This window comes from Paractinoplanes globisporus DSM 43857 (assembly GCF_000379645.1).
GTDB lineage: Bacteria > Actinomycetota > Actinomycetes > Mycobacteriales > Micromonosporaceae > Actinoplanes > Actinoplanes globisporus.
The window spans coordinates 1-13,299 of sequence record NZ_KB903327.1; the positions used below are offsets into that span (position 1 = coordinate 1).

The 13,299-nt window shown below is 70.5% G+C and carries 12 protein-coding genes; 2 read left to right on the forward strand and 10 right to left on the reverse strand.

Annotated features, from left to right (window positions below; all coding sequences use genetic code 11):
• Positions 1 to 188 precede the first annotated feature (188 nt).
• Entirely contained in the window at positions 189 to 1,547 is a 1,359-nt protein-coding gene (locus tag A3CQ_RS0136845; protein ID WP_020515975.1) for a sensor histidine kinase, read from the reverse strand.
• 45 nt (positions 1,548 to 1,592) lie between these two features.
• On the opposite strand from A3CQ_RS0136845, the gene A3CQ_RS0136850 reads away from it, so the two are divergent.
• Both A3CQ_RS0136850 and A3CQ_RS0136855 read left to right on the forward strand, forming a co-directional pair.
• Positions 1,593 to 2,060, forward strand: a complete 468-nt coding sequence (locus tag A3CQ_RS0136850; protein WP_020515976.1) for a hypothetical protein — start codon at positions 1,593 to 1,595, stop codon at positions 2,058 to 2,060.
• 48 nt (positions 2,061 to 2,108) lie between these two features.
• Positions 2,109 to 2,783, forward strand: coding sequence for a response regulator transcription factor (locus A3CQ_RS0136855; protein ID WP_026206623.1), 675 nt, complete (start codon positions 2,109 to 2,111; stop codon positions 2,781 to 2,783).
• 10 nt (positions 2,784 to 2,793) lie between these two features.
• Here A3CQ_RS0136855 and A3CQ_RS0136860 read toward each other — a convergent pair whose 3' ends face one another.
• From A3CQ_RS0136860 to A3CQ_RS0136900, 9 genes are all read right to left on the reverse strand, one after another.
• Positions 2,794 to 3,753 carry an ABC transporter permease gene (locus A3CQ_RS0136860; protein ID WP_020515978.1) on the reverse strand — a complete coding sequence of 320 codons (960 nt, stop codon included), beginning with the start codon at positions 3,751 to 3,753 and terminating at the stop codon, positions 2,794 to 2,796.
• Positions 3,750 to 4,697 carry an ABC transporter permease gene (locus A3CQ_RS0136865; protein WP_020515979.1) on the reverse strand — a complete coding sequence of 316 codons (948 nt, stop codon included), beginning with the start codon at positions 4,695 to 4,697 and terminating at the stop codon, positions 3,750 to 3,752. The genes A3CQ_RS0136860 and A3CQ_RS0136865 overlap by 4 nt, the downstream gene beginning before the upstream one ends.
• Positions 4,694 to 5,695 (reverse strand): ABC transporter ATP-binding protein, encoded by a 1,002-nt coding sequence (locus tag A3CQ_RS0136870; protein ID WP_020515980.1) that lies wholly within the window; start codon positions 5,693 to 5,695, stop codon positions 4,694 to 4,696. The genes A3CQ_RS0136865 and A3CQ_RS0136870 overlap by 4 nt, the downstream gene beginning before the upstream one ends.
• Entirely contained in the window at positions 5,692 to 6,681 is a 990-nt protein-coding gene (locus A3CQ_RS0136875; protein ID WP_020515981.1) for an ABC transporter ATP-binding protein, read from the reverse strand. Before A3CQ_RS0136875 ends, A3CQ_RS0136870 begins: the two co-directional genes overlap by 4 nt.
• A gap of 70 nt (positions 6,682 to 6,751) precedes the next feature.
• Positions 6,752 to 8,557 (reverse strand): ABC transporter substrate-binding protein, encoded by a 1,806-nt coding sequence (locus A3CQ_RS0136880; protein ID WP_020515982.1) that lies wholly within the window; start codon positions 8,555 to 8,557, stop codon positions 6,752 to 6,754.
• Between the two features lie 77 nt (positions 8,558 to 8,634).
• The gene (locus A3CQ_RS61305) at positions 8,635 to 9,123 is read right to left on the reverse strand and encodes a hypothetical protein (RefSeq protein ID WP_020515983.1); all 489 of its coding nucleotides are present in this window, start codon (positions 9,121 to 9,123) and stop codon (positions 8,635 to 8,637) included.
• Positions 9,124 to 9,282: 159 nt separating this feature from the next.
• On the reverse strand, positions 9,283 to 10,425 hold the full coding sequence (locus A3CQ_RS58085) for a hypothetical protein (RefSeq protein WP_020515984.1): 1,143 nt from the start codon (positions 10,423 to 10,425) through the stop codon (positions 9,283 to 9,285).
• A 138-nt stretch (positions 10,426 to 10,563) separates the two neighbouring features.
• Complete coding sequence (locus A3CQ_RS0136895; RefSeq protein ID WP_063713651.1) at positions 10,564 to 11,616, reverse strand: acyltransferase family protein; 1,053 nt, start codon at positions 11,614 to 11,616, stop codon at positions 10,564 to 10,566.
• Between the two features lie 291 nt (positions 11,617 to 11,907).
• On the reverse strand, positions 11,908 to 13,239 hold the full coding sequence (locus tag A3CQ_RS0136900; RefSeq protein WP_020515986.1) for a lysine N(6)-hydroxylase/L-ornithine N(5)-oxygenase family protein: 1,332 nt from the start codon (positions 13,237 to 13,239) through the stop codon (positions 11,908 to 11,910).
• Positions 13,240 to 13,299 lie beyond the last annotated feature (60 nt).

Sequence of the window (13,299 nt, forward strand, 5' to 3'; positions counted from 1 at the left end):
GCGCGGCGCGGCAGCCCCAGGTACGGCACCGTCGCGCGGCGCGACAGCCGCCACCCAAGACGCCATCGCGCGGCGGCAGCCCGACCCGAGACGCCATCGCGCGGCGCGGCAGCCCCCACCCCGAGACCCCGTCGCGCGGCGCGACAGTCTGACCTGACCGGCAGGCACCGAAAGACCGGGCCGGCCGCTCAGCCGAGCGGCAGCTGCACGGTGACGACCGCTCCGCCCAGGGGGCCGCCGTTGCTGAGCTGGGCGGAGCCACCGTGCGCGGCCACCACGGCCCGCACGATGGAGAGCCCCAAGCCCGCCCCCGAGGCGCCGCTTCGGGCCGGATCGCCGCGGACGAAGCGCTCGAACGCGGCGGCGAGCAGGGCCGGTGGGAAGCCCGGACCGTCGTCCGCCCACTCGACCCGGGCCCACTGCTGGTCGGCGGTGATGGTGATCCGCACCGCGGCGGCGCCGGCCGCGGCGCTGTTGACGGCCAGATTGGTCAGCACCTGGCGCAGCCGGTCGGCGTCGGCCTCGACGACCACCGGGCCGCCGGCGACGTCGAAACTCAACCCGGTCACTGACTCCAGCAGTGTGGTCTCCGCGATCGCCAGGTCGGTCAGGTCCACGGGAACGCTGTGCACCACCAGGACTCCGGCCCGCTCCCGGGCCAGCAGGAGCAGGTCCTCGGCGAGCCGCCCCAGCCGGATCACCTGGCCCTGGGCCGCCAGCAGCGACTCGCGGACCTCGTCGGGGTCGTCGACGGCGCCCAGGGCCAGGTCGATCTCGCCGCGCAGCACCGCGATCGGGCTGCGCAGCTCGTGGCTGGCATCGTCGACGAACGCCCGCTCCCGGGAGAACGCGACCGACAGACGGGCGAGCATCCCGTCGAGGGTGGCCGCGAGACGGGCGATCTCGTCGTCGCCGCGCACCACCGGCAGGCGGCGGTCGGAGTCGAGCGTCGAGATGGCGGCGGCCTCGCGGGTCAGCACGTCGACCGGGCGCAACGCCGCCCGCAGCAGCAGCCAGCCCAGACCGGCCAGCGCCGCGATCAGCAGCGGGGTCGCCACCGCCAGCACGATCAGCTGCCGGTCGCCGGCTTTCTCCACGGCGGCCGACGGCAGTGCCACGGTCAGCACCTGCCCTGTCCGGCCGACCGGTTGCGACAGCATCCGTACCCGCAACGGCCGGCCGGCCGCACCCAACGGCAGGGTCCGGCTGGTCGCCGTGACACCACGAACCTCGCGGGCCTGGGCCGGAGTCAGCAGGACCCGGCCGGCGATCGACACCGACGTGGCGATCGGTGTGCCGTCGCGGTCGTAGAGCTGCGCCATCGGGTCCCCGGTCACGACGGTCAGATCGTGCGCCCGCACGCTCGCCATCAGGTCGTCGCCGCGGCCGGCCAGATCCGCGTCGACCGCGCCCGCGAGCTGCCGGTCCAGCGCCACATAGAGCAGCGACAACGCCACCAGCAGCACCACGAGAGTGCCCGCCCCGAACAGCAGCGCCAGCCGCGCGCGCAGGGAGGCGGGAACCAGCCGCACCAGCGTCACCTCCACCGATCTTCACGATCCTCTCATGGCGGGCGGACCAGGCTTACCTACATGACGCCGACCGATCCGAGCACCCGATTCGACCCGATCCGCGTCGGTGGCCGGAAGGGCTGGGACCAGCATCCCGGGGTCCGCACCGGCGTCCGGCTGCGACCGGGTGAACGCGCCGCCGACCGGCTCTTCGGGGTGGCGGGATCCTGGCCGTTCCTGATCATGATCACCGGCGTCGTGGTGGCCGGCGCCGTGGTGGCGCTGCTGCCCGGCCGGGACGCCGGCACCCGGGCGCTGCTCGTGGCCGGCCTGTCGGCGGTGGCGCTCGTCGAGGTGTCGCTGGTGCTGCTGGGCGTGCGCCGGGCCGAGCGGATCGCGGTCGAGCTGGCCCTGTACCACCTCGACCATGCCCGCCGGGCGGCCGCCGTCGCCGAGGACCTGCGCGAGCAGATAGGACAGCTGCACGCCGACATCGCGCGGATCGCCGCGGTCGCCGAGAGGGCGGGCCATGCGCCGCGCCGGAGCTGACCTCGCGGCCGGGCCGCCCCGGTTGATCCCGGTCCTAGGCTGGGCCGCATGAGAGTCCTGGTGGTCGAGGACGATCCGGCGATGGCCGCCATGCTGACGCGGGGCCTGCGCCGCGAGGGCTACGCCGTGGACACGGTCGGCACCGGCGTCGACGCGGTCTGGACCATAGTCGAGACGCCGTACGACGTCGTGGTGCTGGACGCGATGATCCCCGCGCCGGACGGGTTCGAGGTGTGCCGGCAGGTACGCGCGAAGGACCGGTGGATGCCGGTGCTGATGCTCACCGCCCGCGGCGACACGGCCGACAAGGTCCGCGGCCTGGACGCCGGCGCCGACGACTACCTCACCAAGCCGTTCGCCCTGGACGAGTTGCTCGCCCGGGTGCGGGCTCTGCTGCGCCGGGAACCGCTGGAACGGCCGACGCAGGTGCGCGTCGGCGATCTCGTGCTCGACCCTGCGAGCCGTACCGTGTTCCGCGGCACGACACCGATCGCGTTGTCGGCCAAGGAGTTCGCCCTGCTGCACGAGCTGATGCGCCGCGCGGGCGAGACCCTTTCCCGGACGTACCTCATCGAGCATGTCTGGGATTTCGCGTACGACGGCGGGTCGAACGTCGTCGACGTGTACGTGCGCTACCTGCGCGACAAGGTCGACCGGCCGTTCGGGCGGGACACGATCCGGACCATGCGCGGCGCCGGCTACCGACTCGACCCCCAAGCCTGAGGGTGTACGACTAGCGGCGGCGCACACGCGGGTCCAGCACCGCGTAGAGGAAGTCGACCACGATGTTCGCGGCGACCACGAAGAACGCGGCGACCAGGACGATGCCGACGATGACCGGCAGGTCCTGGGTGACCACCGACTGCACGGCGAGCTGGCCGAGGCCGGGCAGCCCGAATACGTTCTCGGTGATGATCGCCCCGCCGAGCAGCGCGCCGACGTCGATGCCGAGCTGGGTCACGACCGGGGTGAGCGCGCTGCGCAGCGCGTGCCGGTAGACGACCCGCTGCTCGGTGATCCCCTTGGCGCGGGCGGTGCGCACGTAGTCCTCGCCGAACACCTCGAGCAGGGACCCGCGGGTCAGCCGGGAGTAGGTGGCCGCCGAGACCAGGGCCAGGGTGAGCCACGGCAGGATCAGGTGCTGCGCCCACTGGGCCGGGCTCTGCGTGAAGGGCACGTACCCGCCGCCGGGGAAGGCGTCGACGCCGAGCAGGTGGAGCCGGAAGAACAAGAAGTAGAGCAGCAGCAGCCCGACCAGGAACGTCGGCATCGACAGCCCGCCGAGCACGAACACCGTCGCCGACCGGTCGAGCAGGGACCGCGGATGGCGGGCCGAGGCGATCCCGATGCCGACGCCGAGCAGCAGCCACAGGATCGCGCCGCCGAGGGTGAGCGACAGCGTGACGGGCAGGCGGGCGACGATCAGCGACCGGACCGGTTCGGAGTTGTAGTAGGAGTAGCCGAGATCCCCGTGCGCCAGCCGGACGAGGAAATGCCAGTACTGGGTGAGCACCGGCTGGTCGAGGCCGAGACGGTGCTCGACCAGCGCGACCGTCTCGGCGGTGGCCTGCCGGCCGGCGATGGCCCGGGCCGGGTCGTGCGGGGCGACGAAGAACAGCACGAACACGGCGACGCTGATCAGCCAGAGGACCAGGATCCCGAACAGAACGCGGCGTACCAGAAACCGGATCATGATCGGCTCTTCACAGAAGCGGACGTGAACGTGGACGGGTCGAGCGCGTCGCGGACGCTGTCGCCGAGCAGGTTGAAGGCGAGAGTGGTGATCAGCAGCGCGAGACCGGGGAAGAGGATGAACCACCAGGCGACCTGGTAGTACTGCAGCGAGTCGGACAGCATGTTGCCCCAGGTCGGGGTGGGCGGGACCACGCCCATGCCGAGGAACGACAGGGTGGCCTCGAAGACGATCGCGGTCGGGATCAGCAGGGTGGTGTAGACGATCACCGGAGCGATCAGGTTGGGCACCACGTCGACGGCCATGATGCGCAGGTCGCTCGCGCCGAGGGAGCGGGCCGCCTCGATGTATTCGCGTTCCCGGATCGACAGCGTCTGGCCGCGGACGATGCGGCCGACGGCGGCGAACGAGAAGAACGCGATGACACAGACCGACACCACGATGCTGGGCCCGGCCACGGCGACCAGCGCGATCGCGAACAGCAGGAACGGCAGCGACAGGACGACGTCCATGAACCGGGCCAGGACCGTGTCGACGGCGCCCTGGAAGTAGCCGGCCGTCACCCCGACCACGACACCGGCGACGATCGCGAGCACGGTGGAGACGACGCCGACGAGCAGGGAGATGCGGGTGCCGTAGACGACCCGGATGAACACGTCGCGGCCGAGATTGTCGGTGCCGAACCAGAATTGCCGGTTCGGCCCGACCGGCAGCCCGGCCGGGGTCAGTCCCGTGTCGCGGTACTGGGTCGTCGGGTCGTGCCCGGTCAGGTGGGCGATCAGCGGCGCGGCGAGGGCGGTGACGACCAGCAGCAGGATGACGACGGCGCAGGCGATCGCGACCCGATCGCGGCGCAGCCGGTCCATGGCGAGCCGCAGCGGCGCCCGTCCCTCGATGGCGGGCACGGCATCGGCGGCCACGGTTTCGAGCGGGACGGTACTCATGACGCCATCAGCTCGGCGGGGTCGTGCACCGGGAAGTGGCAGGCGGTCAGATGCGTGTCTTCCCCGGGGGTACGCGACTCGAGCGCCGGCGCCTCGATGCGGCAGCGTTCCCGCGCCTTGGGGCAGCGGGGATGGAACCGGCACCCGGACGGCGGGTCGACCGGCGAAGGAACGTCGCCGGTCAGCAGGATCGGCGTGCGCCGGTCGGCCAGATCGGGATCGGCGACCGGGGTCGCGGACAGCAGCGCCACCGTGTACGGATGCCGTGGCCGCGCGTACAGGTCCTCGGCCGCCGCGGTCTCGACGATCTGGCCGAGGTACATCACCGCGACCCGGTCGCTGACGTGCCTCACCACCGACAGGTCGTGCGAGATGAACACGTACGCGATGCCGAGCTGGTCCTTCAGATCGTCCAACAGGTTGATGATCTGCGCCTGGATGGACACGTCGAGGGCCGAGACCGGCTCGTCGCACACGATCAGCCGGGGCCGCAGCGCGACCGCGCGGGCGACGCCGATGCGCTGGCGCTGCCCGCCGGAGAACTCGGCCGGATACCGGTTGTAGTGCTCCGGGTTGAGCCCGACCAGCTCCATCAGCTCCTGCACCCGTCGCCGCCGGTCGCGGCCGTCGGCGACGTCGTGAATGGCGAGCGGGTCGCCGATGATCGATCCGACCCGGCGGCGCGGGTTCAGCGACCCGTACGGATCCTGGAAGATCATCTGCAGGTTCCGGCGCACGGGGGCGAGCCGCCGCCGCGACAGCCGGGTGATGTCCCGCCCTTCGAAGACGACCCGGCCGGAGCTGAGCTCGTACAGCCGGGCGATGCAGCGGGCCAGGGTCGACTTGCCGCAGCCGGTCTCGCCGACCAGGCCGACTGTTTCCCCACTGTGCACGGTCAGGCTGACGCCGTCGACCGCCCGGACGTGCGGTCCACGCCGCCGTACGGCGAAATGTTTGACCACGTCAATGGCCTGCAAAAGTACCTCGTTGTCGGTCATACCATTACCTCCGACCGGCGGGCGTCGACGGGCAGCCAGCACGCCGACCGATGCCCCGGCCCGCCGCCGACGGTCAGCAGCGGCGGCTCCTCGACGGTGCAGCGGTCCATCCGGTAGGCGCAGCGGGGATGGAAGGGACAGCCGGACGGCAGCCGAATCGGACTGGGCGGCTGCCCGGCGATCGGAGTGAGCCGGCCCCGACCGGCCGCCGACGGCACCGATCCGAGCAGGCCGAGGGTGTACGGATGGTGCGCGCGGTAGAAGATGGTGCGCCGGTCCGCGGTCTCGGCGATCCGGCCCGCGTACATCACCTGAACCTCGTCCGCGGTCTGCGCGACGACCCCGAGGTCGTGGGTGATGATGATCAGCGCCATGCCCAGTTCCTGCTGCAGCCGGTGCAGCAGGTCGAGGATCTGGGCCTGCACCGTCGTGTCCAGGGCGGTGGTCGGCTCGTCGGCGATCACCAGGTCCGGGCCGAGCGCGAGGGCCATGGCGATCATGACGCGCTGGCGCATGCCGCCGGAGAACTGGTGCGGGTAGTCGTCGATCCGGCGCCGGGGCTGGGCGATGCCCACCATCCCGAGCAGCTCGATCGCGCGTTCGCGGGCGGCGCGCCGGCTCGCCGGGGTGTGTGCGCGGATCGCCTCGGTGATCTGCCAGCCGACCCGGTACATCGGGTGCAGGCTGGAGAGCGGGTCCTGGAAGACCACCGCGATCCGGGCGCCGCGCACGGCCCGCAGCTCCGGCTCGCTCATGGCCAGCAGGTCGTCGCCGCCGAACAGCGCCTGCCCGCCGACGCTCGCGCCCGGCGTGAGCCCGAGCAGGGTCAGCGCGGCCACGCTCTTGCCCGAGCCCGACTCGCCGACGATGCCGAGGGTCCGGCCGCGGTCGACGCCGAACGAGATGCCCCGGACCGCGCGTACCGGGCCGTCGGGGGTCGGGAAGGTGACGGTCAGACCATTGACCTCGAGCAAATTCACGACCATTTTCCCTTCGTACGCATTCCTTGCGCACGCGGAAGGCCGGACACCCCCGGATCCGGCCTTCCGCGGGCCGTCAGCTGTTCGGGCTGAGCCAGATCTGAGTGAGGTCGTACGCCTGGCTGAACGGCAGGAAGATGGCGTTCTGGACCCGGGACGACCGGTACAGGGCGGTCTTCTGGGTCTGGAACGGGACGATCGCGGCGTCCTTCATGATCTGCATGTCGGCCTGGTGCCAGTAGGTGGCCGCGGTGTTCTCGTCCGGCGCGGCGAGGGCCTTGTCGATCAGCGAGTTGACGGCCGGGTTGTTGTAGTCGCCGTAGTCGACCGAGTTGGGGCCGTAGTTACGCCCGTCGAACAGCGGCTCGATGATGGCGCGGCCGTTGTTGCCGTACCAGTCGGGCACCCAGCCCGGCTCGCTGATGTCCCAGACACCGCGCTGGGCGGCGCTCGGGCTGTTCAGGTACTTGCCGTAGTAGTCGCCCTGGTTGACCGGGACGAGCTTGTCGGTGATGCCGCACGCCTTCAGGTCGGCCTGGATGTCCTGCGCCACGGCCGGGTGGTTGCCGGCGTTGCGGTAGACGTCGGTGATGGTGAAGCCGTTCGGGTAACCGGCCGCGGCCAGCATCGACTTGCAGGTGGCCGGGTCGCCCTTGCTGTTCGCCGTCGGGTACAGGTCGAACTGCTGGTATCCGACGTTGCCGGGCGGGATGACCTGGTCGAGCGGGGTGTTGAGGGCCGGGCCGCCGTAGACCTGGCCGATCGCGGTCTTGTCGATCGCGTACTCGATGGCCTGCCGGACCTTGACGTTCTTGAGCGCGCCCTTCGCGGTCGGGCTCTGCAGGTTGAACACCAGGTACGGGTTGGTGTCCAGGGCCGGGTACAGGCCGAGCCGGGCGTCCTTGGCCGCCTGCAGCGCCGGGATGTTCGGCGTCGGCACGGTGGTGTCCCATTCGAGGTCCGCGGTGCCGGCCTGGATCTGCTGCTGCACCGGCCCGGCGTCCTGGCCCTCGGTGATGTCGATGTGGTCGACGTACTGGTGCCGGATCGGGTCGGAGGCCTGCGTCCAGGCCGGGTTCTTGTCCAGCGTGATGCTCTGGTTCGCCGTGTAGCCGACGACCTGATAGGGCCCGTCGGAGATCGTGTGCTGCCGGAACGCCGCCGAGTCCGGCACGTACTGCAGGTACTCCTTCGGCGCCGGCGACGCGAACGGCATCGCCAGGATGTTGACCAAGTCGCTGGCCGGCTGCAGCAGCGTGAAGACGACCGTCTGCGCGTCGGGCGTGGTCACTCCCGAGATCTGGTGGCCGTTGATGTATGCCGCGATCGCCGACGCGGTGCCCGGCACCTTGGCGAAGCCGTCGCAGTAGGACTTCATCCCGACGATGGTGTTCTCGTAGTAGCCGGGCGCGCCGACCGGGCTGACCGGGTTGCACAGCCGCTTGAGACCCAGAACCTCGTCCTGAGCGGTGACCGCGCGGGCCGGGGTGGTGTTCCAATCCACGCCCGTACGCAGATGGATCGTGTACGTCTTGCCGTCGGCGCTGATGCCACCGTTCGCCTTGGTCGGCATCTCGGTCGCCAGATCGGGCACCGGCGTGTTCGCCGTCGCGGTGTCGGCCGATGCCGGATAGGAGAACAACTGCCGGGCGAACGTGCGCTCGAGCGTGTAACTGGCCGTGTAATAGGCGCTGGCCGTGTCCAGGTGGTCGACGTCGCTGCTGCCGAGCAGCTTGAGCGTCCCACCGCTGACCGGTTTGCCCGATGCGCCGGTCGTGCTGCCGCCACTGTTGCTGCCGCAGGCGGCAAGCGCGACCACGCTGACGGCCAGGACCGCCAGGGTGGCCGCGACCGGGCTGCGGCTTTGCCGTCGAAGTGCCATCTCGTTCCCTCCACATCAGGGTGTCGAGGAAACGCTGGCCCGCCCCCGATGAGAGGACCGTGAGAAACGCATCCCCCTCAGATGCGGACCAGGCACTTGGTTTTGACGTAACCGGTGTGGCCGCCGCTGACGCCGACCGTCTTCCACTGGAACGACAGCAGCGGGCCCGGGCAGTCCGTGTAGACCTGGCCGCCCCCGTTGGCGCAGGTGCTGTAGAACGTCGCCCCGTTGGCGAAACTCCCCCACGAGGCGCCGACGGCCGGTTGCCGGTAGATGCGGATGCCGCCGGAGTGGTTCACCCGGTAATGGCAGGTCGCCGCGAGCTCCGCGACCGGGATGCCGTCGGGTCCGATCGCCTGCGCCGCGGCGGCGGCCGATGGACGGGCGTTGCCGGCGGACGCCTGCGCCGCGGACGCCTGCGCGGCGGTGGCAGGTGCGGCAAGCGCCACCACGGCAACCGCCGCCGGCGGCAGGACAGACCGCACACCGAGAAACCGCCCGCGCCGACGTTCGCCGACGTCCGTCCCGAGCCGGTTGTCCGTTCCCGTCCGGATGTGATCCCGCATGGTGTTTCTCCTCCTCGCTTGGCCGGGCTCAACTGGTCCCGTTCAGCGTGGAGCGCGGTACCGGCGACCTCCATCCCAGGATTCTGGGTTCTGCCGTCAGCCCGGGCATGGCCGGGCGGCGGGCAGCCGAGGACCGGGAGCCCGCCGCCCGGACGGGCGTCAGGCGCCGAGCAGAGTCAGCGTCCGGTTCGCGTACGCGCTCAGTTCGAAGCGATACCCGATCGCCCAGACGGAGCCGGGACCGGCCGCGGCGGCGCCCGTGAGGAAGGGGTTCGACGATGCCGGAGTGGTCTCCCGGATCCAGGACCCGCCGTCCCAGCGCAGGATCATCGGGGCGCCGTTGGACCGGCCGACCGCGACGACGGCCGACGGCGACAGCGCCACCACGTCGGTGAGCGCACCGCCGCCCGCAATGGCCGGCGTGGTCACGCGACGCCAGGACGTGCCGTCGAAATGCGCGACGTAGGGCTGCGCGCCGATGGCGCCGGAGGTTGACCCGACCGCCCACACGTCGCCGGGCGTCCGCGCGTCGACGCCGGTCAGCGCGGTGCCGATCGGGGCCGGCAGCGTGATCGAGACCCAGCCGGTGCCGTTCCAATGCAGGGTGAGCGGCGTCAGCGTCGCACTCGCGATGTCGGTGGTGGCAGAGCCCACCGCCCACGCGTCGGCGGGTCCGGTGGCATCGACGGCCACGAGACTCTCGTACGCCGCCACCGTCGGCGCTGGGGAGACGCGCCAGCTACCGCCCGCGCGCTGCAGGATCAGCTTCCGCCGGTTGGCCGGCGCGCTCGGGTCGACATACGTGCCGACCGCCCACACCGTGCCGCCCGTGGCCGCGACGCCGTAGACGTTGTTCATGCCGCTCGGGTTGCCGTTAGGGGTGGGCTCCCGGGACCAGGTCGTCCCGTTCCAGTGGGCCGCCATGGTTTCGTAGCGGCCGATCCCGGCGCGATGGTCGCCGACCACCCAGACGTCGCCGGCCGATACCGCGTCGACGCCGCGGAGCGTGTCATCGCCGGGCAGACCGGTGCGCGGGACCGAGCGCCATGCTGTCCCGTCGTACCGCAATGCCAGGTCGTGCGAGCTGCCGCCGGTCGGCGGATAGACAACCCCCACGGCCCAGACGTTGCTCGAGTCCGACGAGTCGGCGCCGTATAGGTAGTTGTCGCCCGGCGTTTCGCTGGGGCTGGCAACGGTGGTCCATCCGAACGCCTGTGCCGGGCTGCCGGCGAGCAGCATGGCACCGACGGCGAGGAAGATGACCGACGCCCGGAGCGGCGCGCCGGGGTGGGGTGTGCGCATGGTTCGACCTCCTTGTCGTCATTCCTTTCAGCTGAGGCCCGGTCCGGTTTTCGCTAGCGCAAGCTTGCGTTAACAAGGAGCCTGCGCCCGACGGACGCAAATTTCAATAGCCACCGTTGGTAATATTCGGCCGGCGGGTCAGCCCGCCCGGGGCAGGAGCACGGGCTGGCGGCGGGCCGCGAGATCCTCGACCCAGCCGAGGGCGAGCACCGCGAGCGCGGTGAGCAGAAGGACGGCCGGAAGCTCGGCGACGCGCGAGACGTGCATCCGCGTCGCGTGGACGAAGATCGCGATGACGGCGATGGCGGCGTCGTGCCAGATGTAGATGGTGACGGCGCGCGCGTTGATGATCGCGACCGCTCTCCTCAGCCAGCCGCTCTTCCTCATCCACGACATGTCGGGGTTCCACCGCATCAAAACCAGCACCCACGCCGCGGAGAACAGCGCGTACCCGACGAATACCGGCCCGGAACCCCCGGACCCGGCGAACGGATAGGCGACCTCGAGGGTCAGACCCACCGCGCTCAGCGCGGCGACGACAACACCGCACACCAGAACGGGAAGCGCGGCGAGGAAACCGTCATACGCGGCGAAGCCCAGCGTCCAGCATGTGCCGAAACCGAGAATGTCGGTGACGGCCCCACGCCCGGCCGAGGTGAAAAGCGATGTCAATGCCGCCACCGGCAACAATGCGAGCGGCGCGACCAGGGTCGCCACCGGAGCCTTCCGAAAGGCCATCAGCAGCACCGGGGAGAGAATGACGAACCATAAATAGGTACGGACATACCAAAGGATGTCGACATACCCGAATCCGACCGCATGCGACTCGGGATCACGCAGCGGCACCAGCCAGTACAGCAGGTGGATCCACTCGTGCCGGCCCACACCGACGGCGACCCACCCCATCGCGATGGCGAGGATCCCGAAGGCCCACACCGGGGGCAGCAGCCGGCGCATCCGCGACACCACCACCCGCACCGGCGGCTGGCGGTCCAACGATTTGGCCATCAAACACCCGCCCAGCGCGAACATCACACCCATCGCCGGAACGAGGAGATGCAGCCACGGCCAGCCGACCGTGTGGTAGACGATGACCCGCATCAGCGCGCCGGCCCGGAGCAGGTCGAAGTAGCGATTACGCCCACGCGTACTCGGACGAGCTTCGTCCAGCTTCAGGCTCGTCCTTTGCACCCAACCTCCAACAGCCGCAGAGTTCAGACCGTCTGACATTTCCGGTGAGGCGTGAAACGGTTAGTGGAGCGCCTTGGAATCCGGCCACGCTAGCGCTCCGGCTCGGAGCCCACCGTCCGTCAACCATGCGGATGTGCCAACGGGCATGCCGCCGTAACCCATCCGAAAGGACAATGACGACCCCCTCGAAAGGTGATACGGCCATACCTTGTGGTGGCGGATCGCGTCGCCTCCCCGTTACAGCGCGTCAGTGGGCCACCGCGGTGACCGCGCGGGCGAGGATTGGCCGAGTCAGGCGCGAGCGGCGACCGCGAGCGGCCGGTCCGCGCCGAGCCGGGCGGCGATCGACTCGATGATCTCGCCGGAGCGGACCGCGGCGTTGGAGAGCAGCGACGCCGTGATGCCGTGCGAATGCTCGGTGCCGCCCTGCAGGTAAACACCGGCGGTGACCGACGGGCCGGCCGCGAGCCGGTAGTCGCGCTCGACCACGGCCCGGCCGAACTCGTCCCGCCGATAGTGCCGGGCGGCGGCGCCGAGCAGCGGGAACGGGTCGACCGGCTGGTATCCGGTGGCACAGATCAGCACGTCCGCCTCGAGGGTGGACCGCGCGCCGGTGGTGAGCGTCTCGATCGTCACCTCGACCCGGCCGTTCCGCCCCTCCTTGGCTCCGGCCAGCCGGGACACATTGATCAGCCACAGCCGCCGGGTTCCATTGACCTTTTCCCGGTACGAGCGCCGATACAGCTCTTCGATCAGGTCGTTGTCGACGACCGCGTAGTTCGTGTTGCTGTGGTAGTTCATCAGCATGGTCTTGATCTCCGGCGGGGCGGCGAAGTAGTCGTCGACCGCGGCCGGGTCGAAGATGCGGTTGGCGAACGAACTGTCGTCGGCCGGCGAGTAGCCGTACCGGGAGAACACCCCGCACACCTCCGCCCGCGGGAACCGTTCGTGCAGGAACGCGGTGACCTCGGCGGCGCTCTGCCCGGCGCCGACCACGACGAACCGGGACGGGTCGGTGCCGTCCAGCCGGCCGATGTTCGTGAGCAGGTCGCGGCTGTGCCAGATCCGCCCGGACGAATCGACGCCGGCCGGGATCTGCGGGCGCAGCCCGGTCGCGACGACCAGATTGCGCGCCCGGTACGAACCGACCCCGCCCGCGTGCCGGACGAGCACGTCGAACGCCTCGACCACGCCGTCGCGGACCACCGGTACGACCCCGTCGACCTCGTGGCCGTACTGGACCATGTCATCCACCTTGGCCGCCGCCCACTCCAGGTAGTCGTGGAACTCCACGCGGAGCGGGAAGAAGTTCTTGTGATTGATGAAGTCGATCAGCCGGTCGCGGTCCTTCAGGTAGCAGAGGAAGCTGTACTCGCTGGTCGGGTTCCGGAGGGTGACCAGGTCCTTGAGGAACGACACCTGCATGGTGGCGTCCTCCAGCAGCATCCCGCGGTGCCAGCCGAACGAGGGCTGGCGTTCCAGGAAAACCGCGGTGACCGGATCCTGGCCGGCGCGCCCGTTGTGCTCCTCCACGGCTATCGCCAACGCCAGATTGGACGGACCGAAACCGACTCCCACCAGGTCGTACACCGGAACTTCACCCTGCGGATCGATCGGTGACATCGGCAAGTCCCCTTCGTGAAGGCCGAGCGAAACCACCCTCTTCGGCGGCCTGAAGCTAGG